The sequence below is a fragment of the Rheinheimera oceanensis genome (assembly GCF_018831085.1).
Classification (GTDB): Bacteria; Pseudomonadota; Gammaproteobacteria; order Enterobacterales; family Alteromonadaceae; genus Alishewanella; species Alishewanella oceanensis.
Map to the genome: position 1 here is coordinate 58,361 of NZ_JAGPNM010000005.1, position 25,292 is coordinate 83,652.

20 protein-coding genes are annotated in these 25,292 nt (G+C 47.1%); 14 read left to right on the plus strand and 6 right to left on the minus strand.

What is annotated here, in order from left to right:
* The first annotated feature begins 18 nt into the window (after window positions 1–18).
* Entirely contained in the window at window positions 19–1,215 is a 1,197-nt protein-coding gene (locus J3B89_RS12140; RefSeq protein WP_215397839.1) for an amino acid aminotransferase, read from the plus strand.
* Between the two features lie 71 nt (window positions 1,216–1,286).
* Here the strand turns inward: J3B89_RS12140 and J3B89_RS12145 are convergent, their stop codons facing one another.
* The gene (locus tag J3B89_RS12145) at window positions 1,287–2,030 is read right to left on the minus strand and encodes a YciK family oxidoreductase (protein ID WP_215397840.1); all 744 of its coding nucleotides are present in this window, start codon (window positions 2,028–2,030) and stop codon (window positions 1,287–1,289) included.
* 225 nt (window positions 2,031–2,255) lie between these two features.
* Between J3B89_RS12145 and J3B89_RS12150 the strand changes: the two genes are divergently transcribed.
* Together J3B89_RS12150 and sohB are read left to right on the plus strand one after the other, a co-directional pair.
* Window positions 2,256–4,736, plus strand: coding sequence for a VolA/Pla-1 family phospholipase (locus J3B89_RS12150; RefSeq protein WP_215397841.1), 2,481 nt, complete (start codon window positions 2,256–2,258; stop codon window positions 4,734–4,736).
* A gap of 95 nt (window positions 4,737–4,831) precedes the next feature.
* Window positions 4,832–5,827: a protease SohB gene (sohB, locus tag J3B89_RS12155; RefSeq protein ID WP_215397842.1), complete on the plus strand. Its 996-nt coding sequence runs from the start codon at window positions 4,832–4,834 to the stop codon at window positions 5,825–5,827.
* 52 nt (window positions 5,828–5,879) lie between these two features.
* Here sohB and J3B89_RS12160 read toward each other — a convergent pair whose 3' ends face one another.
* A complete protein-coding gene (locus tag J3B89_RS12160) occupies window positions 5,880–7,214 on the minus strand; it encodes a dicarboxylate/amino acid:cation symporter (protein ID WP_215397843.1) in 1,335 nt (444 codons plus the stop codon).
* 66 nt (window positions 7,215–7,280) lie between these two features.
* Here J3B89_RS12160 and J3B89_RS12165 point away from each other — a divergent pair, with 66 nt between their 5' ends.
* Complete coding sequence (locus J3B89_RS12165) at window positions 7,281–9,647, plus strand: beta strand repeat-containing protein (RefSeq protein ID WP_251372395.1); 2,367 nt, start codon at window positions 7,281–7,283, stop codon at window positions 9,645–9,647.
* A 53-nt stretch (window positions 9,648–9,700) separates the two neighbouring features.
* On the opposite strand, the gene astB is transcribed toward J3B89_RS12165, so the two are convergent.
* On the minus strand, window positions 9,701–11,044 hold the full coding sequence (astB, locus tag J3B89_RS12170) for an N-succinylarginine dihydrolase (protein ID WP_215397844.1): 1,344 nt from the start codon (window positions 11,042–11,044) through the stop codon (window positions 9,701–9,703).
* 224 nt (window positions 11,045–11,268) lie between these two features.
* Here astB and topA point away from each other — a divergent pair, with 224 nt between their 5' ends.
* On the plus strand, window positions 11,269–13,851 hold the full coding sequence (gene topA, locus J3B89_RS12175; RefSeq protein WP_215397845.1) for a type I DNA topoisomerase: 2,583 nt from the start codon (window positions 11,269–11,271) through the stop codon (window positions 13,849–13,851).
* An 82-nt stretch (window positions 13,852–13,933) separates the two neighbouring features.
* Here the strand turns inward: topA and J3B89_RS12180 are convergent, their stop codons facing one another.
* Complete coding sequence (locus J3B89_RS12180) at window positions 13,934–14,701, minus strand: hypothetical protein (RefSeq protein ID WP_215397846.1); 768 nt, start codon at window positions 14,699–14,701, stop codon at window positions 13,934–13,936.
* 75 nt (window positions 14,702–14,776) lie between these two features.
* Window positions 14,777–15,469, minus strand: a complete 693-nt coding sequence (locus J3B89_RS12185; protein ID WP_215397847.1) for a sensor histidine kinase — start codon at window positions 15,467–15,469, stop codon at window positions 14,777–14,779.
* 150 nt (window positions 15,470–15,619) lie between these two features.
* Between J3B89_RS12185 and cysB the strand changes: the two genes are divergently transcribed.
* Together cysB and J3B89_RS12195 are read left to right on the plus strand one after the other, a co-directional pair.
* Window positions 15,620–16,597: an HTH-type transcriptional regulator CysB gene (gene cysB, locus J3B89_RS12190; RefSeq protein ID WP_092795461.1), complete on the plus strand. Its 978-nt coding sequence runs from the start codon at window positions 15,620–15,622 to the stop codon at window positions 16,595–16,597.
* 184 nt (window positions 16,598–16,781) lie between these two features.
* Window positions 16,782–17,591: a substrate-binding periplasmic protein gene (locus J3B89_RS12195; protein ID WP_215397848.1), complete on the plus strand. Its 810-nt coding sequence runs from the start codon at window positions 16,782–16,784 to the stop codon at window positions 17,589–17,591.
* Here J3B89_RS12195 and mutH read toward each other — a convergent pair.
* Complete coding sequence (mutH, locus tag J3B89_RS12200; RefSeq protein ID WP_215397849.1) at window positions 17,588–18,265, minus strand: DNA mismatch repair endonuclease MutH; 678 nt, start codon at window positions 18,263–18,265, stop codon at window positions 17,588–17,590. The two genes, J3B89_RS12195 and mutH, sit on opposite strands and share 4 nt — an antisense overlap.
* A gap of 380 nt (window positions 18,266–18,645) precedes the next feature.
* Between mutH and rppH the strand changes: the two genes are divergently transcribed.
* The 7 genes from rppH (at window position 18,646) to J3B89_RS12235 (ending at window position 25,277) form a co-directional block, all read left to right on the plus strand.
* Window positions 18,646–19,149, plus strand: coding sequence for an RNA pyrophosphohydrolase (gene rppH, locus J3B89_RS12205; protein WP_215397850.1), 504 nt, complete (start codon window positions 18,646–18,648; stop codon window positions 19,147–19,149).
* Between the two features lie 35 nt (window positions 19,150–19,184).
* Window positions 19,185–21,443 (plus strand): phosphoenolpyruvate--protein phosphotransferase, encoded by a 2,259-nt coding sequence (gene ptsP / locus J3B89_RS12210; protein ID WP_215397851.1) that lies wholly within the window; start codon window positions 19,185–19,187, stop codon window positions 21,441–21,443.
* 63 nt (window positions 21,444–21,506) lie between these two features.
* Complete coding sequence (locus J3B89_RS12215; protein WP_215397852.1) at window positions 21,507–22,301, plus strand: sulfite exporter TauE/SafE family protein; 795 nt, start codon at window positions 21,507–21,509, stop codon at window positions 22,299–22,301.
* 8 nt (window positions 22,302–22,309) lie between these two features.
* Window positions 22,310–23,128 carry a prolipoprotein diacylglyceryl transferase gene (gene lgt, locus J3B89_RS12220; protein ID WP_215397853.1) on the plus strand — a complete coding sequence of 273 codons (819 nt, stop codon included), beginning with the start codon at window positions 22,310–22,312 and terminating at the stop codon, window positions 23,126–23,128.
* Window positions 23,125–23,958 (plus strand): thymidylate synthase, encoded by an 834-nt coding sequence (locus J3B89_RS12225; RefSeq protein ID WP_215397854.1) that lies wholly within the window; start codon window positions 23,125–23,127, stop codon window positions 23,956–23,958. Before lgt ends, J3B89_RS12225 begins: the two co-directional genes overlap by 4 nt.
* 72 nt (window positions 23,959–24,030) lie before the next feature.
* Window positions 24,031–24,642 (plus strand): FlgO family outer membrane protein, encoded by a 612-nt coding sequence (locus tag J3B89_RS12230; protein WP_215397855.1) that lies wholly within the window; start codon window positions 24,031–24,033, stop codon window positions 24,640–24,642.
* Window positions 24,639–25,277, plus strand: a complete 639-nt coding sequence (locus J3B89_RS12235) for a FlgO family outer membrane protein (protein WP_215397856.1) — start codon at window positions 24,639–24,641, stop codon at window positions 25,275–25,277. The genes J3B89_RS12230 and J3B89_RS12235 overlap by 4 nt, the downstream gene beginning before the upstream one ends.
* Window positions 25,278–25,292: the final 15 nt, after the last annotated feature.

Here is a 25,292-nt window from a genome sequence, read left to right on the forward strand (position 1 = left end):
TAACTCAGGTAGAACACTATGTTTGCTCAGTTACAACCGGTGGCAACCGATCCAATTCTAGGTTTAATGGCAGCCTATAAAGAAGACCCAAACCCGAACAAAGTAGACCTCGGGGTAGGTGTATATAAAGACGAGCAAGGCCATACGGCAGTACTGAAGTGCGTAAAAGAAGCTGAAGCACTGCGCCTGAAGCAGGAAGACAGCAAAACCTATATCGGTATGGCCGGTGATTTGGGCTTTAATGCCCATATCGAAAAACTGGCGTTTGGCATTGGCCATAAAGTATTGCTGGCTAATCGGGTTACCACGGCACATACGCCGGGTGGTACCGGTGCACTGCGCGTAGCGGCTGAGTTTATTAAAAAAGCTAACCCGAATGCCACTATTTGGGTAACCAGCCCTACCTGGGCTAACCATATCTCTATGTTTAAGGCTGCTGGCCTGAATGTAAAAGAATACACTTACTATGATTACGACACCAAAGGCCTGAATGAAGAAGCGATGTTTGCTGAACTTGCTACTGTGCCTGCCGGTGATGTGGTGCTGGTGCATGCTTGCTGCCATAACCCCAGTGGGATGGATTTAACCTTCGCCCAGTGGCAGCGTTTTACCGATATTGCTAAAGAGCGAGGTTTTACGCCTTTAGTTGATATGGCCTATCAGGGATTCGGCACTGGCCTGGATGAAGACGCCAAAGGCTTACGTTATCTGGCAGATAACGTTGATGAGATGATTCTGTGCAGCTCGTGTTCAAAAAACTTTGGCTTGTACCGCGAGCGTATCGGTGCAGTATCTATTGTTGCTGTAAACAGTAACGTGGCCGAGGTTGCCAAAGTAAACCTGTTAAGTGTAGTGCGCAGTATTTACTCTATGCCACCGGCACATGGTGCCATTATTGTTGCCAATATTCTGGATAGCGCCGAGCTAACCAGCTTGTGGCATCAGGAACTGGCTGAAATGCGTGATCGCATTAATAACTACCGCCAGTTGATTATCGACACTCTGGCAGCTGAAGGTGTGCAGCAGGATTTCAGCTTTATCACCCGTCAGCACGGTATGTTCAGCTTTTTGGGCATTAACAAAGCACAAATTGACCGCCTGCGCAGTGAGTTCAGCATTTATATGGTGGGTTCAAGCCGGGTGAGCATTGCGGGCCTAAACCACAGCAACATTAATTACTTTGCTAAATCAGTGGCAACGGTATTAAAAGGCTAGGCTGGTTTACGCAGCAAAGTAAGTAAACTAAAAACGGCCTCTTGCACATTAGTGAGCAAGAGGCTGTTTTGCTATTTTATCTGCGCATCTATAGTCTGGCCGTTAACAGCAATACTGTCATCACTCATCAGATAAACATAAAGCCACATTAAATCTGCCGGTGTTTTTAACAGGTTAACATCCTCGCCCGGATAGGCACGGCTGCGCATTTTGGTGCGGGTAGCGCCCGGGTTTATACAGTTTACCCGTATGGTGCTGTTGTCGTACTCATCTGCAATAACCTGCATCAGCCCTTCAGTGGCAAACTTAGATACTGCATAAGGCCCCCAGAACGCACGGCCTTTACGGCCAACACCGGAAGAGGTAAAAACAACAGATGCCTGAGCAGATAATTTTAGTACCGGCATTAAAGCCTGTGTCATCAACATTGGTGCGGTAACGTTAACCTGCATAATGTCTTGCCAGGTGGGTAAGTCGATATGTTCAAACGGGCTTAAGACACCTAAAATGCCGGCGTTGTGCAGTACGCCGTCCAGTCTACCGAATTCAGCAGTAATAGTAGCGGCCATATCGCGATAATGCTTTGCGGTGGCACCTTTTAAATCAAGTGGCACTATGGCAGGCTCTTTACCGCCACTGGCTACTATTTCGTCATAAACCGCAGTTAGCTTGCTTACTGTTTTGCCCAGCAGAATAACGCTGGCGCCGAAACGGGCATAGGTTAACGCCGCTTCTTTACCAATGCCATCACCGGCACCGGTAACTAAAATTACTTTGTCCTTTAGTGCATCTGTAGCTGCTTGATAATTGTGCATAAAATATCACCTGTTGCTGCAAAAACGGCGAAAGCATACGCTCAAACCGGGCTATTTGCACCTTTCTTCGTTTATTCTGTATTTTTCAGCTAGCGATTTTGCCTGGTTTGAGTTAACTTTAACTGGTCGTAGCTGTTACAGGCTATATGTACAACAGGCTTCCAATAAGCAAGGTAAGTTTTTGCTTTGCATATAAAAAATAAGAGACAGGATAGGGGAGAAACTATGAATAAGCTGACACTGAGTGTGGCTGTTGCTGTTGCATTAGGTTTAACCGGATGTGGCGGTGATTCTTTAGATGATATTAAGCAAGATACCGGCAACAACACGGTTAAACCATATTCCAGAGTAGTATTCGATCCGGGTGCCACCACACCAAGGCTGTCTGTGCCAAATGATTTATTATTTCAAGGCACAACTGATGGTACTTTAACCACCGATTCTGGCGCAGAGCCTGATTATACTAACCCGCAGGTTGCATTAGGTGCCCTTGATGGCTGGTCTACTCAAAACCCTTTTACAATTGCTATTGATTTTTCCGCCGGTATTACGTTGGATGCTGAAAGTGCTTCTCAGCAAGGTGCGGTCAGAGTTTTTGAAATTGTATCAGGGGGGCGGTTAGCTACTGATGCAGACTGCCGCCTGCTTGATCAGGGACATGCCTGTAAGGTCGTTGGAGAGTTAACTTTTGGCGTTGATTTTGTATCAGGCGCCAGTGGTAATAATGTGGCCATCATTCCACTTCGTCCGCTAAAATCAGCAACTACCTATATGCTTGTTTTAACGAACGTGCTGAAGGATAGCGCAGGTAACTCTATTGCCCCCTCTTCAAGTTATGAATTGGTAAGTCAGGATGATGATGAATTACCTTTGTCTACCCCTTCCCAGATATCATTGCAGAAACTGATTAACAGTTTTGAAGATGTTGTTGAAGCCTCGGGCGTCAATCGCAGTAGCATTATATATACAGCTGCTATAACCACGCAGTCTACCGATGTGGTTTTTAATGCTATTAAGCAGATGATTATGCAAGATGGGCTACGCCCTTCACTTATGGTTGCTGCGCAAAACTATACCGCAGCGGACGCACTTGTCATTGCTGGGGCTATACCTGCATCACAGGCTAATTTAGCAAATCCGGCTTATGCTGCTGCAACAACGGCCCAAGTATATGGCGGTGTTGTTACATTACCTTATTTCAGCGCCGTTCCCACAGATGAAGAGCCACTAGCGCCGTTATCAGGTCGTTGGTTAGCCAGATCTGACAGCCCGGTAACGTTGATGGGAGCGATTGAAGCCGGTCTGTTAAACCCTGCTGATTTAGGACTAACGCCGGAAGAAGCAATGAACCCTCTAAATCTTCTGGGATTTGATTTAGGTATTGATAAATCGAGGCATATAACAAAATTTAACCCGGTTCCTAAAGTAAATCAAATTAGCAATGTACCTGTATTGATGACGGTGCCGGACTTGGCACAGATTAACTTTTTAAGGGGCTTACAAGGCCAGGATCCAATAGCTGCACCTGCAAATGGTTGGCCGGTGGTAATATTCCAGCATGGTATTACCGGCAATAAGAGTAATGCCTTGGCTATCGCTGGCAGTCTGGCGATTTCCGGCTATGCAATGGTAGCGATAGACCATGTATTACATGGAGATCGTGGTTTCACTGTTGATGTAGAGACAGAGGATGGAATAGAAACTGTCGTCATTAATGCATCTACCCACAATGCAACTGACTATATGAATTTGCAGAGCTTGTTAACAACAAGGGATAATGTGCGGCAGAGCATTGCGGATATTCTTGGCGTGAGATTAGGACTTAACTTCAGTAATCTGGCGCAGAGTGGCACTATTAACCCTGCCAATGTGCAATTTATTGGTCACTCATTAGGTGCGATAGCAGGTACCTCAGCAATTGCTATGGCAAATATGCCGGTTGAAAGTACAGAGTTAGATGAAGATGAGAAAGCACTGATTGATTCACTTTATCAGGTTAACACCGCAACACTGGCTATGCCTGGTGGTGCTATTGCTAATTTCCTGCTTGAATCAGGTAGTTTTGGCCCGTTGATTAAAGCGTCTGTGTTATTTGCGGTGGGGGGAGAAGAAATAAGCACTGCATTTGCGCAGTTTGCAACAGCTCAAAGTGGTTGTGGGCAGGCGTTAGTGCCTCCTTTTGCTGCTTGTTATAACGCTTTTGAGCAATATTTAATGCAGCAAGGGCAGAATGCAACAATAGCAGCCTTATATGCTGGTTATAATCAGTTTGCTTTTGCTGCTCAAACTGTAATAGACAGTGGCGATCCAAATAACTATGCCCAACATCTGGTTGTTAGTGAAACACCGGCCTATGTTATTGCTGTAGTAGGTGATGGCGATGAGAATTTGCCGGATCAAGTTATTCCTAATGGTATTGAGCAGCCAATACTGGCTGTAGCAGCACAAAAAATGCCTTTGGCAGGCACACTGCCGCTGGCCAGGCTGCTTGGTGTTCAAAAAGTTGATAATATTGCTGGTTGGTTCCCTACAGACGGTGCTAATGCATTGGCTCAGTTTACAGTGGGTGACCACAGCTCGATATTGAACCCGGAAGCCAGTGCAGCAGCTACTGTTGAAATGCAAACGCAAACTGTAAGCTTTATTCAGTCAGGAGGCACCGCAGTTTTAGTAACTAACCCTGCTGTATTAGCACCAGCTAACTAAGTTATACTGTTCTGGCATGTAAAGCCCGGTTCGCCGGGCTTTTTCTTTTTGTTAAAGCCGTTACAATGCAGCAAAACGTTATTAAGGAGCCTGTCTTGGAGTTTATATACGAATATGGGATGTTTCTGGCCAAAGCGGTAACGCTGGTAGCGGCTGTAGCTTTAATTATTGGTTTAATCGCCGGTGCTGCCGCGGGTAAAGCCAGGCCGAAAAAAGGCCAGTTGCAATTTACTGATTTAACGGCGCAGTACAAAGCCGTCACTGAAGATATGCAGCAGCAGTTGCTGGATAAAAAGCAGTTTAAGCAATGGCAAAAAACACAGCACAGCAAAAAGGCAGAAACCAAACCCAGACTGTTTGTGGTTGATTTTCATGGCAGTATGGACGCACGCGAGGCCGAGTCTCTGCGCGAAGAAGTAACTGCAATACTAGCGGTTGCCAATAAGGAAGATGAAGTATTACTGCGCCTGGAAAGCGGTGGTGGCGTAGTGCATGGCTATGGCCTGGCTGCATCGCAGCTTGACCGTTTGCGCAAAGCTGATGTAAGCCTGACAGTTGCCATTGATAAAGTTGCTGCCAGCGGCGGCTATATGATGGCGTGTATTGGCCACAAGATCCTGGCGGCACCTTTTGCTATCGTTGGCTCTATCGGGGTTATTGCACAATTGCCTAACTTTAATAAGTTATTGAAAAAAGGCCACATTGATTTTGAGCAATTTACCGCCGGAGAATATAAGCGTACCGTAACCCTGTTTGGTGAAAACAACGACAAAGGGCGGCAGAAATTTCAGCAGGAACTGGAGCAAACACATCAGTTGTTTAAACAGTTTGTGCAGGATCACCGGCCACAGCTGGATATAGAGCAGGTTGCCACCGGTGAGCACTGGTTTGGCTATCAGGCTTTGCCGCTTAAACTGGTGGATGAAATTCAGACAAGCGACGCTTATTTAATGTCGCAAATGTCACAGCGGGATCTGTTTCAGGTGCGGTATCAGCTGCGCAAAGGCATTGCCGAAAAAGTCGGTATGGGTTCGGCAAATATTTTATCGGTTTGGTGGCAAAAACTGATGCAGCAATCAAGGATTGGGTAGCAGGCAGCGTACACTGCCTGCTTAGTCACTTGCGAAAAGGGCAGTTTAGCGGTTAGCGCAAATGATGAAAATCGACATTTTCTTCTTTGCTTCCGGCGTTAATGTCGTTAAACACATTAACGTCGAACTCATTTTCACTTTTACCGACAATACACGACACCATTGCATCACCGGTAATGTTCACTGCGGTGCGGGTCATATCCAGCAAGCGGTCAACGCCAATAATCAGTGCAATTCCTTCTACCGGTAAACCAACCTGCTGCAACACCATAGCCAGCATAATCAGGCCGACACCAGGTACGCCTGCGGTGCCGATAGAGGCCAGCGTGGCGGTAATTATTACCATTAAATAGTCGGTTAATGTCAGGTCTACCACAAATACCTGGGCAATAAATACCGTCGCTACGCCCTGCATTATTGCTGTACCGTCCATATTAATTGTGGCGCCAAGCGGCACGGTAAAAGAGGCAATGCTGTTTTTAACGCCCAGCTTTTTGGTTACCGCTTCCATAGTTACCGGCATAGTGGCATTGCTGCTGGAAGTGCTAAAACCAAACAGCGCTGCGTCACGCATTTTGCGGAAGAAAATAAACGGGTTAAGGCCGGTAAGCAGTTTTAATATTACGCCGTAAGTGACCAGACCATGCAGTATCAGTACAGTCATTACCACGCCAAAGTACTTTATCAGGCTGGCAATGGTTTCAAAACCCAGCGTGGTAAACAGTTTAGCCATCAGAAAGAATACGCCATAAGGCGCCAGATTCATCAGCAGGGTTACCAGCTTCATAATGACTTCGCTAAGATCATTAAAAACCGACGCCAGCCGTTCACCGGCTTTGCCGCTTAATGCCATTGCCAGGCCAAACAATACAGCAAAAACAATGATTTGCAGCATATTGCCCGAAGCCATAGATTCAATAGGGTTACTGGGGAAAATATTAATAAACACCTGAGATAACGGCGGCGCTTCGCTAACATCAAAGCTGGCATCAGAGTGCATTTCGACGCCTTTTCCGGGATTTATCAGCAAGGCAGCAAAAATAGCCAGAGTAATGGCTATAGCTGTTGTCACCATGTAAAGGCCGATAGTTTTACCACCAAGCCTGCCCAGGCTTGAGGTGTCAGACAGTGAGCAGGTGCCACACACCAGAGAGACAAATACCAACGGTACCACCAGCATTTTCAAACTGGCGATAAAGATTTCGCCACCAATATGGAAAATACCGTCAATAAAGAACATTTTAAGTGGCAGTTCCATGCCAAGAATATACAGTATCCGCTCATCCTGGCCTGCAAGCAGCCATTTGAAGAAAAAGCCGACCAAAATACCTGCCGCCATACCAATTACAATACGGGCAGTTAACCCAAGTTTTTTATTTCCTGTCATAACATCAGACTAGTTTTAATTAAGCAGTAGCGCTAAGCCTAACAGGTTGGCCTCTGGAAAGGCAGATTGTGCTGGTTTTTTTTTATAAATTGCTATCACGCTTGCCAGATTATTGGTTTAAGATGCAGAATTAACAAAAACTATATAATAAAAAAACAGCTTGGGAGAGTTTTAATGCGAAACGTTCAGCAACTTATCGTTGCGCTGCTTTTAACCATGTTAGCAGCCTGCGGTGGCGGTGGTACTCTTGACTCTGACGGCGGTACAGGCGGTGGCAACACTACACCGGTTTACAGCTTAGCCGTAACATTAACTAACTCTGCAGGCTCAGCTTCAACAGCATTAGCCCAGGCAACTCCTTTAACAATAACGGCAACGTTAACTGCGACAAATAGCGGTGTTGTGGCTGGGCGTGTAGTACAGTTTGAACTCAGTAACACTGCTTTGGCGACTTTTGGTAATACAACTGGCAGTGCAGTGACCAATGCACAGGGTGTGGCAACTATATCGTTACTTGCAGGGGGCAGCAGTGGTGCAGGTACAGTTACTGCTACGTATTCTGGAGCTTCTGCGGATGTTGCTTTTAACTCTGCGGGTGATGGCGGCGGTACAGTAGATATCACTGTTGGCTCTGTTGCCCTTATTGCGGATACTTTACAGCTTGGTTCCGGTGCTTCAGGCAAGGTAGAGTTATCTGCCTTAGTTCGCGATACCAATAACGTTGTGTTAGCCGGTGTACCAGTAAGCTTTTCTTCAGATTCAGGCGAGCTGGTACAAATTGATAGCACAACAGCGAACAACGGCGTAGCCAGAGCGACACTAACCACGCAAATTGATAAAAACAATCGCGACATTGTGGTGACGGCAAGAGTTCAACAGCAAAGCTCGCAGTTAACGGTTGCCGTAGTTGGCACCAGTATTGAAATTGCCGCACCAGATTCTGTGGTGTTGTCAGATACAGCTACGATTGACTTATTCCTTACTGATGCAAACGGCAATGGCATTCAGGGTGTTGATATTGAAGTTGTTTCAGCACTGGGTAATACATTAAGTGATACCAGCCCGGCAACGTCAGGTAATGCGGGTAAGGCGAGCTTTACTTATACCGCTACCAACAGTGGTGTTGATACGCTGACGGTAACGGCGTTAGGTGTTACAAACAGTGTTACTATTAGTATTAGCGCCGATGCTTTTGCGTTTTTAACAATCGTTGGCGGTGACGGTGCTGCACTTCCCGGAAGTCCAGTTCAAGAAGTTAATTTGAATACAGCTCAACAAATATCAGTGGAGTGGCTGATTAACGATACCCCTAACGGTGGTGAAGATGTTGCATTTAGCACAACCCGGGGTGTTATAGCTAATACTGAGGCAGAACTGTTGAATAATACAGTTTCAGTAACTGGTACGACAGATAATGATGGCGTAGCTGTAGCATATATTCAGTCTGAATATGCCGGCTTAGTTACACTTAGCGCAGTCGGGGGCTCCGCTGGAAATGCGGTAAGTGCTAAGAAACTAGTCGAGTTTGTTGCTAATAATCCTTCAAAGGTTGAAACCCAAGCATTTCCTGCGCAAGTAGGGGTGGGTGAATCCAGCGCAATTCGGGCAATAGTGCGAGATGCAAATAATAATCCAGTAAAAAATGAAACAGTAGTATTTACATTAGATAATGCGGCTGGTGGTACTATCAGTAATGGCACCGCGAAGACTAACTCTCAAGGCGTAGCGTCTACAGTATTTACTGCTGATTCTTCTACTGGTAGCGGTGTGAATGGAACAAACCTTATCGTAAAAGCTAGTTTAGCGCGTGACAACACTATTTTCGATGAAACTGACTTAGCTGTAGGGGCAAGGACATTATTTTTCCGCTTTGGTACTGGTAATGTTATTACTAAGCCGAGTATTAGTACCTACTCAAAAGAGTTTTCAATTATCGTTACTGATAGTTCAGGGAATGCAGTAGTAGGCCAGCAGCTGAATGTTGCAGTTGCTTCTATCAACTACCGAAAAGGTTCCTGGGCGGCGTTTCCTGAGGCTCCAGCAGCATTTAAGAATTGGAGAGCATCTGGCTCTGCACCTGCTATAAGTGATCCTATCAATTGCGTATCAGAAGATGCAAACTTCAACGGAGTATTAGATTCTGGAGAGGATATTAATGCCGATGGTCAATTAACGCCCGGAAATTTTGCTGTGGTTTCCGACATTGAGCCATCTGATGGTAGTGGCATTGTTACTTTCAATATTATTTATCCTCAAGATGTTGGTAGCTGGTTAGATGTACGTATTCAGGTGTCTGGTTTTGCCGCAGGCACTGAAAACATCAGCTACAGAGAATATAGCTTGCCTACGGCTGCTGACGATTTGACGACAGAAACATCGCGTCCAGCTGACAATCCGTTCGGCGTTGTACAGCTTTGTACATCCAGCAATTGATGATAAAAAAGGGAGCTAAATCAGCTCCCTTTTTTACACTTAAATTTAATAACTTATTCTTGCTGGAACTGATACACCGACCCCAGATCGAGAATTTGGGTTAGCTCATCCAGCGCTGTACGTGACTCCAGCAACAACTGTGGATCGGCCAGATCGGCTTCGGAAATCTCATCACGATAATGCTTATCTACCCACTGATTTAACCGGGTAAACAATGCATCGTTTATCAGCACATTCGGGTTTACAGCTTGTTTTTCCTGCTCACTCATCGCTACGCGCAGGCGTAAACAGGCCGGGCCGCCGCCGTTACGCATGCTTTGTTTAACATCATAGTAGTGGATCTGTTTTATTGGCGTATTGCGCTCTGTCAGTGCTGCCAGATAGGCCGATACGGCAGGGTTATCCTGGCATTCAGTTGGCGCAATAATAGCCATTTCACCGCCGGGTAATGTCACCACCTGAGTATTAAACAAGTAAGTTTTAATCGCTTCGGCTACAGAAACCTCGCTGTCTTTAACTTCTATCAGGTGTAGCTCTGTGTCATGGCCAAACTTACGCTGTAACTCGGTTAGCTTTTGCTGGCTGTCGATAAAGGCTTGCTGGTGATAAAACAGTACATTCTGGTTACCCACAGCGATAACATCATTGTGAAATACGCCCTGATCAATTACATCGGGGTTTTGTTGCATATACACCACATGCTCTGTACTTAAACCATGTAACCTTGCTACTGCCTCGCAGGCTTCCAGCGTGTGGCGGGCCGGAAAGCGCTTGGGTGCTGGCTTACTGCTATCGAACGCATAACGGCCGAATACAAAGAGTTCAACCCCCCGCTTGCCATAAGCGCTGCAAAGTCTGGTATGATTCGCGGCGCCTTCATCACCAAAGTGATCATTGTCCGGTAAATGTGTATGATGCGCAAAATGTTGAGGGTTACGGAACATTGCCTGCAAAATTTTGCCTGTAGTTACAGGCTCAAGTGAACGGTGAAATTTGTTGGTAAGATTGGCAGGGGTAAAATGCACCTTGCCATCAGCAGTATCAGCAGAGGGCGATATGGTGGCGGCGTTGGCTGTCCACATGCTGGAGGCCGAACAAACGGCTTTAAACACCGCAGGGGCTTGTTTGGCGGCTTTTTCAATTACCTGGGCATCTGTGCCGGTAAAACCAAGGCGGCGTAGTGTGTATACATCGGGCCGTTCTTGTGGTGCCAGCACACCTTGTACTAAACCCAGGTCATGCAGGGCCTTCATTTTGCTTAAGCCCTGTTTTGCCGCCTGACGCGGGCTGGAGCTGTTTTTAGCGTTAGATAGTGAGGCAACATTGCCGATAGATAAACCGGCATAGTTATGGGTTGGTCCTACCAACCCATCGAAGTTTGCTTCAAAGTATTTCATTTTTGCTTTATATCCTTGTTTGGAAAGGGCACTGTTTTTATTATTTTTGCGGCCGCTAGAGGATGCTTCATTTGGATTGGCGAAGGTTTCGCCAGACAGCTCTGAAAGTGAGCTGGTTTGCATAATAATGAGTTTATTCACTTGTCACAACTGCGGTTTACGGATATACGTTAAAAAAGCAGCATAGTTGGCATGCATAAAATGTTAGGGATCTCGGGATTAAGATGGCGAAATCACTGGTTATAGTCGAATCACCGGCAAAAGCGAAAACAATTAACAAATACCTCGGTAATGACTTTGTCGTAAAGTCCAGCGTAGGTCATATTCGTGATTTACCCACCAGCAGTAGTAAAGAAAAATCTGCTGCCAGTAAAACACTGAGTAAAGAAGAGAAAGAATATCAGGCTCTGGTAGATCGCATGGGTATAGACCCTGCACATGGCTGGAAAGCGCGCTACGAAATTTTACCCGGCAAAGAAAAAGTGGTGAAAGAGCTAAAGGCGCTGGCAGAAAAAGCTGATACCGTTTATCTGGCAACGGACTTAGACCGCGAAGGAGAAGCTATTGCCTGGCATTTGCAGCAAATTATCGGTGGCGATGAGCACAAGTTTAAACGGGTAGTGTTTAACGAAATTACCAAAAATGCCATTCAGAATGCCTTTAAAGAGCCCGGCGAAGTTAACACTGACCGGGTAAACGCGCAACAGGCCCGCCGCTTTTTAGATCGCGTTGTGGGCTTTATGGTATCGCCTTTGTTATGGAAAAAAGTTGCCAGGGGGTTATCAGCTGGCCGTGTGCAGTCGGTTGCTGTGCGCCTGGTGGTAGAGCGTGAGCGTGAAATTAAGGCCTTTGTGCCGGAAGAATACTGGACCATAGCTGCCGATACGCAAACGGCAGCTAAGCAGGCATTACAACTGGATGTCATTAAGCAGCAGGGTAAAGCGTTTAAGCCGGTAAATAAAGCCCAGGCTGATGCGGCTCTGGCGCTGTTAAATAAAGCCAGTTATACCGTGCAGGAGCGTGAAGATAAGCCCAGCAGCAGTAAACCGCAGGCGCCTTTTATTACCTCAACCCTGCAACAGGCTGCCAGCACCCGGCTGGGCTACGGTGTAAAGAAAACCATGATGCTGGCGCAGCGTTTATATGAAGCGGGCCACATTACTTATATGCGTACCGATTCTACCAATCTAAGTGCTGATGCGGTTGCCGCTTGTCGCGATTATATTGCCGGGAAATTTGGTAAAAAGTATCTGCCGGAGCAACCGTTGAGTTACGGCAGTAAAGCCAATGCGCAGGAAGCGCACGAAGCTATCAGGCCGTCTGACGTTAACGTATTGGCATCCAGCCTGGCGGATATGGAAGCTGACGCCCGCAAATTATATGAGCTGATCTGGCGTCAGTTTGTGGCCTGCCAGATGCCGCCTGCGCTTTATGATGTAAGCAATATTATTGTACAGGCCGGTGATTTTGAGCTCAAAGCCAAAGGCCGGGTATTACGTTTTGACGGCTGGACTAAAGTACAGCCGGCAGTGAAGCGTAAAGATGAAGAAGACAACGTATTACCTGATGTTAAACCCGGCGAAGCGCTGAGCCTTGAACAGCTGACAAGTGCTCAGCACTTTACCAAGCCAGCTGCCCGCTTTAGCGAAGCAAGCTTAGTAAAAGAGTTGGAAAAACGGGGTATTGGCCGGCCTTCTACTTATGCCGCCATTATTTCAACTATTCAGGAGCGTGGCTACGTACGTGTTGAAAACAAGCGCTTTTATGCTGAGAAAATGGGTGAAATTGTTACTGATCGTCTGGTTGAGAACTTTAACGACCTGATGAATTACGATTTTACCGCCAATATGGAACTGAAGCTTGATGATATCGCTAATGGTCAGGCACAGTGGCGTAAAGAGCTTGATAGCTTCTATGGTGATTTTTATCAAAAACTGAAAACAGCTGAAAACGACCCGGAGCACGGCGGTATGCGTGCTAATCAGTTTGTGCTTACCGATATTGCCTGCCCAACCTGTGGCAGGCCTATGGGCATTCGTACGGCTTCTACCGGGGTATTTTTAGGTTGCTCAGGTTACAACCTGCCGCCAAAAGAGCGCTGTACTACTACGATGAACCTGGTTTCCGGTGACGTGGCGGTTAATGTCAGCGACGAAGATGAAATGGAAACCGAGGCGCTGCGGCAGAAAAAACGCTGCGCCAAGTGCGGTACTGCTATGGACAGTTATCTGATTGACGAGCAGCGTAAATTGCATGTTTGTGGTAATAACCCTGCCTGTGATGGTTATCAGGTTGAGCAGGGCAGTTTTAAGATTAAAGGCTATGATGGCCCGCTGATTGAGTGTGATAAGTGTGGCAGCGATATGCAGCTGAAATCAGGCCGTTTTGGCAAGTATTTTGGCTGCACTAACAGTGACTGTAAAAACACCCGCAAGCTGCTGCGAAATGGCGAAGCGGCACCACCAAAAGAAGATCCGGTGCATTTACCTGAGCTGAAATGTGAAAAGTCAGATGCTTACTTTGTACTGCGTGATGGCGCTGCCGGTTTGTTTATGGCGGCATCTACGTTTCCTAAGTCACGCGAAACCCGTGCGCCGTTAGTAGCAGAGTTAGCCAAATACCGCTCTCAGTTATCACCAAAGTTTTATTATCTGGCCGATGCGCCGGTAAAAGACCCTGATGGCAATCCGGCTATAGTGCGCTGGAGCCGTAAAACCAAGCAGCAGTATGTGATGTCAGAAAAAGACGGCAAAGCTACCGGCTGGTCTGCCTGGTATGAAAATGGCAAATGGGTGGTTGCCAAATAAGTGGCCAGCCACTAAGTTGCGACATTCCAGCCGTAAAAAAAACAGGCCGCATTCGCGGCCTGTTTCATATAACTTTATAACGTTACCATTTGCGTTTAGGCGCAAACAGCTCGTCTAAATCTTTGTTTTCTTTTTCTTCTTTTTTCTCGCGATCGCGTACATTACCCTCTTTTAACTGAGTGGCAATGTCTTCCAGTGCTTGCATTACTTCAGATTTACGGGTGCTGGTGTAATCATCCTGATGAGGGGTATTGGTAAGCGCTGTTAAGGCTTTTTCAAAATATTGCCGGGCTGAGCCAAGCATATTATTGGTGCGGGCCTGATTACCGCGCTTAATCTGGCTTTCAACATTAATACGCAGTTGCAATACTTCCAGCCGCCGATCTTCCTGGATCACCATCTGGGTATCAATATTGCCTCTGGCGTGCTCACCACGCAGCACAGTACGCAGGCGTTTTATGCCTTTAATCATACCAATCAGTTGCTGGTCGTTATCTGGCAGTGTAACGGACTCAGCAGAATTACTGCTGCTGTCAGTATTGCTGTTATTTAACTGACTTTCAGTTTCCTGCAGGCGTTGCTTAAGATCGCGCGCGCCGGGTTCAAGTTCTACCATGGCCCGTAGCGTAAAAGCGATACGTTTTAGCAGCATCTGGCTGATAGCAGGCGATAACGGCACATTGGCAGAATTTACTAACAGTTCTTCACTGTCTTCCAATACAGCACGTAATTTGCTGTATTCTGCCCGTTTTAGCGTTGCCAGCCGTTCCTTATGCTGTTGAATAGCACTGACAATAACGGCAATAATTACCAATGCAATTATCAGTGTAATGATCAAGGTTACCAGCATTCCAACCTCATTATGGACAGGTTCTACAGCTCATATTAATCACAAAACAACTGAAATAACAGCTATCTGTCTTACTCAGGGTAAAGTAACCCGGAATACGCCACCGTGATAAACACCGCCATTGAACAATTCAATGGCACCATACTGGCCTTTATTGCCATGGGCTTTGGCAATAAGCTTAGCAAAAAATATTCCGAGCCCGGTGTGGTTATTGGTTAAATCAGGCGTATTCATATCAAGAATGTCGGTATTTAGCATAAACTCAGGAAAACCCGGGCCATCATCATGCACTTCTATCTGTAATCTGTCTGCCAGTTGTCCGAACCTGAGTAGTATGTGTTTATTACCATAGCGTAGTGCATTGGCAACGGCATCGTTCAGCAGGTTTGACATCAAATCGTAGTCAAAAAACCATTGCAGATCATCCGCTTGTTCTACCTGAATAGAAAAGCCACGCTGTTCAGTATAAAACTGATTTTTTAGTAAAATCTCTTCAACAAGATCAGCAATATAGTGCTGATCAATTTGTACCGGCAACTGATGGCGTTCCAGCCGGTACAGCGACAGCAACTGCAACAGGTTGGAGTTTAGCCGGTTTGCTTCATAATTCAGCCGGGCCAGTTCATCTTTTGCCGGCTCTGACAATTGCTGACTTTCCTGTTGAATAAACTCTGTAGACTGTATCAGCATGCAAAGTGAATTTTTCATATCATGCACGGTAGAGGCCAATACAGAAGCAAAGTCTATGGCCTGAACATCTGGTGTCATGTAACCTCCGATAAGGGCACTGGCAATATGCGTGTGTAACCTGTTTTTAGCTACCATTAGTTATAGTAAGTAGATAAATAAAAATTAGTTGGAATATCCTGCCATATATGTATATTGAGCAATGATATGCCATTACCGGACCGGTGACACATGAAATTGCAGCAGCTGCGTTATATAGTTGAAGTGCTGAACCACAATCTTAACGTTTCCTCTACCGCTGAAAGCCTGTATACCTCACAGCCCGGGATCAGTAAACAGGTGCGTATGCTGGAAGATGAACTGGGTATTCAGGTATTTGGCCGCAGTGGCAAGCACCTTACCCATGTTACCCCAGCCGGGCGTGATGTTATTGATATAGCTCAGCAAATTCTGGCAAAAGTTGAAAGTATCAAGGCGGTTGCCAAAGAACATACACTGCCGGATCAGGGCAAGCTGAATATTGCTACCACTCATACCCAGGCACGATATGCCCTGCCGCCGGTGATCAGTGGCTTTATGCATAAATACCCTAAGGTATCGTTGCATATGCATCAGGGCACACCACAACAAATTTCTGAAGCGGCTTCACGCGGCGATGCCGATTTTGCTATTGCTACCGAGGCCTTGCATTTATACAGTGATCTGGTGATGTTGCCGTGTTATCACTGGAACCGCAGTGTTATCGTGCGGCAGGATCACCCGTTACTGCAACTTGGTGGCAAAATTACCGTAGAAGATGTTGCACAACATCCGATAGTAACCTACGTATTCGGTTTTACCGGCCGCTCTGAGCTGGACAGGGCTTTTGCTGCTAAAGGGCTGGAGCCGAAAATTGTGTTTACTGCTACCGATGCTGACGTAATTAAAACTTATGTCAGGCTAGGCCTTGGCGTTGGGGTTATTGCCTCTATGGCTATGGATAAAACGCTGGACAAAGATTTAGTTGCTATAGATGCCAGCCATTTATTTGATGCCTCCACCACTAAAATCGGTTTTCGCAAAGGCGCGTTTTTACGTACCTATATGTACGATTTTATTGAGCGTTTTGCACCGCATCTGACAAAAGACGTGGTAGAAAAAGCCAATATGCTGCGCAATCAGGAAGAAATCGATCGCATGTTTGCCCGCTTTGAGTTACCGGTACGCTAGTTTACTGTTATCGCCGGCCCGGGCATTAATCAGCATTGCTGAGTTTTGTCCGGCGCGCTCGCTTCCTGCCTATATCAATATCAGTAATAAGCCAAAGCTTAGCAATAACATCCTTTGATCAGGTGTGCATAAGTCTGGCTTATACACTACGCTTAGGGCGTCACATAACGCCTTGAGGTGTAATATGAAAACTTACATGCTGTTGGTCGTTGTCGTATTTTTACTGTTAGCGGGCTGTAAACCTGCCTCTGAGCCGGGTATGCCAGTTGCTGCCACTGAAACACCCCTGCAAGCTACACCATGCCGTTTTACTATGGGTTTAGACGCCTGGGAGCCGTACCAGTATATGACGGTAGGCAACACTGTTACCGGGCTTGATGTTGAGCTGGTGCAACAGGTGGTTGCTGATATGGGGTGCACGCTGGATGTTGTGCAGGGCAGCTGGCTTGAACTTTTAACATTACTGAAAACCGGTGATGTGGACTTTGTGCTGGGAGCATCTAAAACAGCAGAGCGGGAAGAGTTTGCTTTTTTCTCTGAGCCATACCGTCAGGAACGTTTTCAGTTGTATGTCCGCAAAGAGCAAATTGGTTTACCTTACTCTGGCTTAAAAGAGTTTGTTGCTGCCGGGCATAAGGTGGGTGTAGTAAATGAATACTATTATGGCGATGAAGTAGCAGAGTTATATGCCGACGATAAGCTGCGGCCACTGTTTGTTGGTGCCATTATCAGTGAGCTGAACATGGCGCGCTTACTGGATGAAGAAATAGATGGCCTGTTGGAAGACAGCTTCGTCGGCGCGGCAATTTTACGCCGTAAAGGCCTGGATAAGTATATTCAGCCGCATAATATCAGCCTTGGCAGTTCTGATGTCTATGTTATGTTCAGTCAGATGTCGGTATCAGCAGATCAGGTTGCACAGTTTAATGCCGGTTTAGCCCAACTGCGTGACAATGGCCGGTATAACCAGATCATCGAAAAATACCGTAACTAGCTACTCGGCAGGGCAAACTGCTGTTGCAGCAGGTTGGCTGTAAAACTTGCTTTAAGGTAAAAGCCGCGCGGTAAAGTGCGTATTGGCTCGCCATCAGCGCCTATGGCATCGGTCAGCGCCTTGCTGTTGGCTGCTTTAGGGCGCAGTTGCAATACTTTGCCGGTGGCGCCTCTGATATTATGTATACCGCCGAGGCTGATAAGCTCCATCAGCTCTTCCCAGTCCTGCTGCAGTGCCAGTTGCTGCTGTGGGTCTGGCTGCCATAAAAATGCGCTACCGGCCATTCTGTCCGGTAACGGAATTTGCCGCTCTGCTAATACCGGTAACCACAGCACTTTTTGCAGTTTCTGGCAAACCCAGGATTCATGCCACTGTTGCCCGGCAACGCCGGTTAGTGGCGCCACACAAACATAAGTACTTTCCAGCGGTTTGCCGTTGCGGTCTATTGGCAGCGTTTTTAATTCCACCCCCAATTGCGGAAAATCCGGTTCAGCTTTAGAACCCGCGCTGGCACCCAGTACTTGCTCCAGTAACTGGCCAACCCAGCCTTTGTCTTTTTTCAGGTTAGCCGGAACCTGCAACTGTGCCTGTGCGGCAATTTGTCCCAGAGTCAGCCCTGCCAGTGCCTGGCAGCGTGCCAGTAATTCTTCTAATGAGGCCGGTGGTGTAAACATGATTATCGCCTGTAGCAAATACCGGATAACGCTAGCATTTTTTACAGCTTTTGGCTGCTTAAAAACACAGCAAACCAACTTACACACAATAGAGGTATAAAATTATTAGCATTGTGAGATGCTTAACTAATTGAATTTACTAACTAATGCCTGGTAGTTCCGACAGGTGTTTTTTTATTGCATTAAGTTATGCAATGGCTAATCTGTGGCTATGCACAGTTTTATCAACAGAGCCTGTGAAGAAGTGCACATTCCCTGGTGCCATAATAGTGCAACTGTGGATAACTATGTAAAAGGTGTGACAAAAATACCGTTTGCCGAAGTAGCGACTTTATGAAAGAATCTTTGGCATAGTGATTTGTGATCCGCCAGAGGTTTGTGTGATCGATGCCGAAGGTTTTCGGGCCAATGTCGGCATAGTGATTTGTAACCACCAGGGACAGGTGTTTTGGGCAAAACGGTATGGTCAGCATTCCTGGCAGTATCCACAGGGTGGCATTGATGACGGTGAAACACCGGAACAAGCCATGTTTCGCGAATTAAATGAAGAAGTAGGTCTTAGCGCAGATGATGTGGAAATTATTGCCACAACCAAGCACTGGTTAAGATATAAACTACCCAAACGTTTAATTCGCAAAGACAGTAATCCGGTGTGTATTGGCCAGAAGCAAAAGTGGTTTTTGCTACGCCTGACCTGCGCTGACGAAGATGTGAACTTACTTAAAACCACTCATCCGGAGTTTGATAGCTGGCGCTGGGTCAGTTACTGGTACCCTGTACGGCAGGTGGTGGCATTTAAGCGGGAAGTTTACCGAAAAGTCATGAAAGAGTTTGCTCCGGTCGCTTTGCCGTTTATACGCCGCGAAGGTAAGAAAAAAGGTTAATTCAGCAGGATAGCACCTGTGACAACGAGGCTCTTATGTTAGGCCAGTTACGGCGAATTGTTCAGGATGTAGCACAAGAGCCAGTGCTTCAAAATGCATTAGCTGGCTTAGTGACAAGTGTAAAACAGGCACTGACAACGGAGTGTTGTTCAGTGTATCTGGCTGATTATGAGCAGCAACACTTTATGCTGATGGCCACTGATGGTTTGAACCCGGATGCCATCGGCAATATTGCTATCGGTTTTTCTGAAGGTTTGATTGGCTGGGTAGGCCAGCGTGAAGAGCCTATTAATCTGGCCAAAGCCCATTTACATCCCCGCTTTAAAGTTACCCCTGAGGTAAGCGAAGACCGTTTCTCTGCGTTTCTGGGTTGTCCTATTATCCATCACCGTAAAGTGCTTGGTGTGCTGACAATTCAGCAAGCGGCAGAGCGGGTATTTAACGAAGACGAAGAATCTTTTCTGGTAACACTTGGGGCGCAGTTAGCCTCTGTGCTGGCCAATGCTGAAATGCGCCAGGCAGCCAGTGAAAGCAGCCCCAGCCAGACACAAAGTGGCCAGTTAAAAGGTTTGCCCGGCGCGCCTGGCATTGCTATTGGCGAAGCTTTTGTACTGGAGCCAGCGAATGATTTTAACGCCATCTCGTTAAAACGCGCAGATGATCCGGAAAAAGAGCTGGCGCACTTTTATCGGGCGGTAAAAATTACCAAAGCAGAATTTAACCGTTTAGCCGAGCGAATGAGCGGCCATTTACCGGCTGACGCTCTGGCTATCTTTGATGTTTATCATCAACTGCTGGACGCGGCCAGTTTGGGTAATGAAATTGAGCTGCAAATTGCGGAAGGCTGGTGTGCCAAAAGTGCACTTAAGCGGGTGGTAGAAAAGTTTGCCCGCCAGTTTGATGACATGGACGATGCTTATTTACGTGAACGTGGCACTGATATCCGCGATTTGGGGCAGCGGGTACTGAACAATTTGCTGGATACTGAACAGCGCAAAATTAAACTGCCGGAAAAAGTCGTATTAGTAGCTGACAACGTTACCGCCACGATGCTGGCAGAAGTACCACGCGAGCAACTTGTTGCTATAGTGTCACTAAAAGGCTCGGTAAACTCGCATGCAGCTATTATGGCAAGGGCGCTGGGTATTCCTGCCGTTATGGGCGTTAGCGAGCTGCCGTTATTACACTGGCAAGGGCAGCGGCTGATCGTAGATGGCTATCAGGGCCATATTTTATTGTCGCCGGTTGAGGCCATTTGTGCTGAATATCAGCGTTTAATCAGTGAAGATGTAGCGCTAAATGCCCGATATCTGGCTGAAATAGCGCAGCCGTCACAATCGTTATGCGGTAAACAGTTTAACCTGATGGTCAACTCAGGGCTGGCAATTGAATTGGAAACCACTAACCCGGCGTATACCGACGGTGTTGGCCTGTACCGTACTGAGTTTCCGTTTATTATGCGCAACCGTTTTCCAACTGAGCAGGAGCAGATTGAACTGTACCGTAAGGTGCTGGAAAACTATCCGACCAAGCCGGTTGTAATGCGCACACTGGATGTTGGCGGCGACAAAGCTTTACCGTACTTTAGCATTGATGAAGAAAACCCGTTTTTGGGCTGGCGCGGCATCCGCCTGACGCTGGATCATCCGGAAATTTTTCTGGTGCAAATTCGCGCTATGTTAAAAGCTAATCTGGCGCTGGATAATCTGCATATCTTACTGCCAATGATTTCTGATCTGGCTGAAGTAGATGAATCTATACGGCTGATCAAGCAAGCCAGCTTTGAGGTAAGTGATGAGCTGGCTATTGAGCTGCTTAAGCCTAAAATCGGCGTGATGATTGAAGTGCCATCAATTATGTATCAGTTGCCAGAGTTGGCCCGTAAGGTAGATTTTTGCTCTATTGGTACTAATGATTTAACCCAGTATCTGTTAGCAGTAGATCGTAACAATCCACGTGTTGCCAGCCTGTACGATGCTATGCACCCGGCAGTACTCAGGGCTTTGCATCAGTTTAGCTTACAGGCACAGGGGCTGCAGTTTCCTACCAGCGTTTGTGGCGAGCTTGCGGGTGAACCCGCCGGTATTCTGTTGCTGGCTGCAATGGGATACAACAGCTTCAGTATGAACAGCAGTAATCTGGCAAAAATTAAATGGCTGCTGCGCCGGGTAGAGTTATCTGAACTGGCATTATTACTGCCGCAGGTGCTGGCCTGCCAATCGGCCAGACAGGTACGGTTACAGGTGCAACGCTTTTTAGAGCAAAAACAGTTGTTAAGCCAGTTACGTGCCTGATATCCATCTTTTTACCCGGCCAGCCTGTTATACTGCTGCGTCATTAAACATAAAGAGAAACCTGTGCTTACTGTTGTTCTGATCTCAATTGTGCTGGGAGCTGTGGTTGGCTTTTTTGCCGGTTTACTGGGTATTGGCGGAGGCCTTATCGTTGTACCGGTACTGGTGATGTTGTTACCGGCTTTCGAAATTGTTACACCACAACATGCCATGCTGGTTGCTATTGCTACCTCGTTGGCTTCCATTATTGTTACCGCAAGTGCATCTGTGTTTGAGCATCACCGCTGGGGCAATGTGCCCTGGTCGCTGGCGGGTACCGTTATGCTGGGTTCTGCAGTGGGGGCCTGGCTTGTCGGTTATATGGCTCATAATATCAGCGGCGATGTATTGCAGCTTATTTTTGGTATTGCGGTATTGCTGCTGGCCTTACGTATGCTTGGGTCCCGCTCGGCTGTGGGTAAAAGAGCCTTGCCTCATAATGGTATTGTTGTGATGATTTCGTCGGTTTTGGGCGGCATTGCCAGTTTGCTGGGTATTGGTGGCGGGGCTCTGTTTGTACCGGTATTGAACTACTTTTCGGTTGATATGCGCCGCGCTATAGGCTGTGCTGCTGCCAGTGGTATTGCTATCGCCGTTTTTGGTACTCTGGGCTATGTTATCGCTGGCTGGCAGCACTATGAATTGTCACAAGGCTTTATTGGTTATATTTACCTGCCGGTGCTATTTGGCATAGTACTGACATCGGTATTTACAGCGCCTGTTGGTGCCCGTTTGACCCAGCGCTTACCGGTACTGGCAATGAAGCGGGTATTTGGTGTGTTTTTATTGTTGGTATCCGCAAAAATGATTTTTAGTTAAGGGTAGCTATGTCTGCAAGTTATATTACATTTCCACAAATAGATCCGGTGATCTTTTCTGTTGGCCCGGTAAGCCTGCGCTGGTACGGTTTAATGTACCTTATTGCTTTTGCTATTGCCTGGTGGCTGGCTAACCGGGCAGCTAAAAAGCCGGGTTCCGGTTGGACCGAGCAGCAGGTAAGCGACTTATTATTTATTGGCTTTTTGGGCGTGATCCTCGGCGGGCGTATTGGTTATGTGCTGTTTTATCAGTTCGAGCTGTTTATGCATGAGCCGTTGTATTTATTTAAAATATGGGCCGGCGGTATGTCATTTCATGGTGGCCTGCTTGGGGTATTGGTCGCGATGGCCTGGTTTGGCCGTAAAAATAACAAGCCTTATCTGCAGTTAGGCGATTTTGTTGCCCCGCTTATTCCACTTGGCCTGGCGGCTGGCCGCTTAGGTAATTTTATTAATGCTGAATTGTGGGGCCGCACTACCGACGTGCCATGGGGTGTATTGTTCCCGGGGGCCGGGCCTGCACCGCGCCATCCATCACAGTTGTATGAGTTTGCGCTGGAAGGTGTGGTGTTGTTTGTGCTGATTATGCTGTACCGGCGCTTTTCTCCACCGGTAGGGGCTTTGGGTGGGTTATTTCTTGCCGGTTATGGCAGTGCGCGATTTTTTGTTGAGTTTTACCGTGAACCGGATGCACACCTGGGCGTGTTGTCTGCGGGGATGTCGATGGGGCAGTGGCTGTCATTACCGATGATTATTGCCGGTATAGGGCTGATTATTTTTGCTTACGTGCATAACAACAAAGCGGCTAAACAGGTTGTAAAAGTATGAAACAGTACCTTGATTTAATGCGCCATGTACTGGAGCATGGCCACAAAAAAACTGATCGCACCGGTACCGGCACCATCAGTGTATTTGGTTATCAGATGCGGTTTGATCTGCAGCAGGGCTTTCCGCTGGTAACCACTAAAAAATGTCATCTGCGCTCTATTATTCACGAGTTACTGTGGTTTTTAAAAGGTGAAACGAATATCGAATACCTCAAAGCTAATGGTGTGTCGATATGGGACGAATGGGCCACGGCAGAAGGCGAGCTGGGGCCGGTGTATGGTGCGCAGTGGCGCAGCTGGCAAGCCGCAGATGGCCGGGTAATTGATCAGATAAGCCAGCTAATTGCCGATATTAAACGCACTCCGGACTCGCGCCGCCTGATAGTCAGCGCCTGGAACCCGGCACTGCTGCCTGACACCTCGGTATCGCCAAAAGAAAATGCCGCCATGGGAAAGCAGGCGTTACCACCTTGCCATACATTGTTTCAGTTTTACGTTAATGACGGTAAGCTGTCATGCCAGCTATACCAGCGCAGCGCTGATATTTTCCTGGGGGTGCCGTTTAATATTGCCAGTTATGCGCTGTTAACGCTAATGGTGGCACAGGTATGTGATTTGCAGCCGGGAGACTTTGTGCATACCTTTGGTGATGCCCATTTGTACCTGAACCATTTAGAGCAAGTGAACACCCAACTGGCGCGCCAGCCTCATCCGTTGCCGCAAATGCAGCTTAATCCGGCGGTAAAAGATATTTTTGCTTTTACTATTGCTGATTTTACGTTGCACAATTATCAGGCGCATCCGCATATTAAAGCGCCCGTTGCGATCTAAGTGCCAAAAGGTTGCCATTTTTTATGGCGCGTATTTTGCTTAACTTCTGCAGACATTTTGCCGAGGTTGCATATGAAAGCGATACTTTATCCTGTACTGGCCTGTCTGCTGCTAAGTTGCAGCAGCGCGGTGCCGGTTGCTAAATCCAGAAATCAGCCTGCGCTGAGCGAATACCCGTTGCATTACTACACTCAGCAACTGGCCGACAGTTTATTCGCCCAGTTGCCAAAGCCGCAGGGTATTTTCTATGTTGCCCCGCAAATTGCTGTAGCATCCTTTTTGCCGGTGAACACACTGTCGCTGACAGATGCGGATGCAGGTGAAAAGCAGCTGGCAAATCAGCTTAGCGAGAGCATGCTGGCCCATGCCCGTCAGCGAGGCCTTAAAGTATATGACTACCATTTACGTGCGCAAGTATTGCTGGGCGGTGATCATGAGCAGGCTTTGTCACGCCAGCTTAGTGATATAGAAAGTGCCAGTGATGCCGATACGCTGTTAGTGGGTACTTACAGCTCAATGGAAGACGGTTATCTGGTTAATGCCAGACTGATCAGCATTACAGATAAACAGGTACTGGCAGCGGCCAGCGGTTATGTGCCCAATAACGTGTTGTGGAGCCAGCAGCGGGTAGGTAAACGCGGTGACAAACTCTACCGCCAGGACCTTACAGGAGAACAAAAATGAAAGCCTTTTTAACTATCGTTGGTTTGATACTGCTGGCTGGCTGTGCCAGACAACAGGAGCAGCCAAGCAGTGTGATTACTACCTCTGAACGTGGCGCTCGGTTAAACGCGGCAGCGAGTTACCAATTGGCTTCTGTCGTGGCGTCACCTGCAGAGAACCAGCCGATGCTGACCGCGAACGAATATTCCCGCGCGCTGGTGCATGAGCTTATGTCCGGCCAGCGCCAGATGGAAGAAGGCGGTATGGTAGGTGTTACTGACTTTGCCTTTGTAGATACCGGCCTGGATCAGGGTAGCCTGTTAAGTAACCACATGAGTGAAGCCATGATTTATGATCTGCATAAATTTGGTGTAGCGGTACTGGATTATAAAGCTACTGATTTTATCCGGGTTACACCCAGTGGCGATTTTGCCCTGAGTCGTGACTTTACCGAGTTAAGCGGCGAATTGCCTATACGATATGTAGTAACGGGTACCATGACGTCCCATAAGCAAGGTGTACTGGTAAATGCCCGCTTAATCCACATTGGTTCTAAGCGGGTTATTTCAGCTGCCCGTACTTTTATGCCGCAACCTGTAGTGCAGGCCATTATTAAGCACAGCGGTAACGATAAACTGCAGCTAAAACAAGGTTAAGTAGTGTTAAAGAAA

What these genes read in the sequence shown, in the direction of transcription:
- J3B89_RS12145 (WP_215397840.1), bottom strand. Translation starts at nt 2,030, where the DNA reads ATGCACAATTATCAAGCAGCTACAGATGCACTAAAGGACAAAGTAATT.
- J3B89_RS12195 (WP_215397848.1), top strand. Translation starts at nt 16,782, where the DNA reads ATGAAAACTTACATGCTGTTGGTCGTTGTCGTATTTTTACTGTTAGCG.
- astB (WP_215397844.1), bottom strand. Translation starts at nt 11,044, where the DNA reads ATGAAATACTTTGAAGCAAACTTCGATGGGTTGGTAGGACCAACCCAT.
- cysB (WP_092795461.1), top strand. Translation starts at nt 15,620, where the DNA reads ATGAAATTGCAGCAGCTGCGTTATATAGTTGAAGTGCTGAACCACAAT.
- J3B89_RS12160 (WP_215397843.1), bottom strand. Translation starts at nt 7,214, where the DNA reads ATGACAGGAAATAAAAAACTTGGGTTAACTGCCCGTATTGTAATTGGT.
- J3B89_RS12150 (WP_215397841.1), top strand. Translation starts at nt 2,256, where the DNA reads ATGAATAAGCTGACACTGAGTGTGGCTGTTGCTGTTGCATTAGGTTTA.
- J3B89_RS12180 (WP_215397846.1), bottom strand. Translation starts at nt 14,701, where the DNA reads ATGCTGGTAACCTTGATCATTACACTGATAATTGCATTGGTAATTATT.
- J3B89_RS12235 (WP_215397856.1), top strand. Translation starts at nt 24,639, where the DNA reads ATGAAAGCCTTTTTAACTATCGTTGGTTTGATACTGCTGGCTGGCTGT.
- J3B89_RS12140 (WP_215397839.1), top strand. Translation starts at nt 19, where the DNA reads ATGTTTGCTCAGTTACAACCGGTGGCAACCGATCCAATTCTAGGTTTA.
- topA (WP_215397845.1), top strand. Translation starts at nt 11,269, where the DNA reads ATGGCGAAATCACTGGTTATAGTCGAATCACCGGCAAAAGCGAAAACA.
- J3B89_RS12185 (WP_215397847.1), bottom strand. Translation starts at nt 15,469, where the DNA reads ATGACACCAGATGTTCAGGCCATAGACTTTGCTTCTGTATTGGCCTCT.
- J3B89_RS12230 (WP_215397855.1), top strand. Translation starts at nt 24,031, where the DNA reads ATGAAAGCGATACTTTATCCTGTACTGGCCTGTCTGCTGCTAAGTTGC.
- J3B89_RS12225 (WP_215397854.1), top strand. Translation starts at nt 23,125, where the DNA reads ATGAAACAGTACCTTGATTTAATGCGCCATGTACTGGAGCATGGCCAC.
- mutH (WP_215397849.1), bottom strand. Translation starts at nt 18,265, where the DNA reads ATGTTTACACCACCGGCCTCATTAGAAGAATTACTGGCACGCTGCCAG.
- ptsP (WP_215397851.1), top strand. Translation starts at nt 19,185, where the DNA reads ATGTTAGGCCAGTTACGGCGAATTGTTCAGGATGTAGCACAAGAGCCA.
- lgt (WP_215397853.1), top strand. Translation starts at nt 22,310, where the DNA reads ATGTCTGCAAGTTATATTACATTTCCACAAATAGATCCGGTGATCTTT.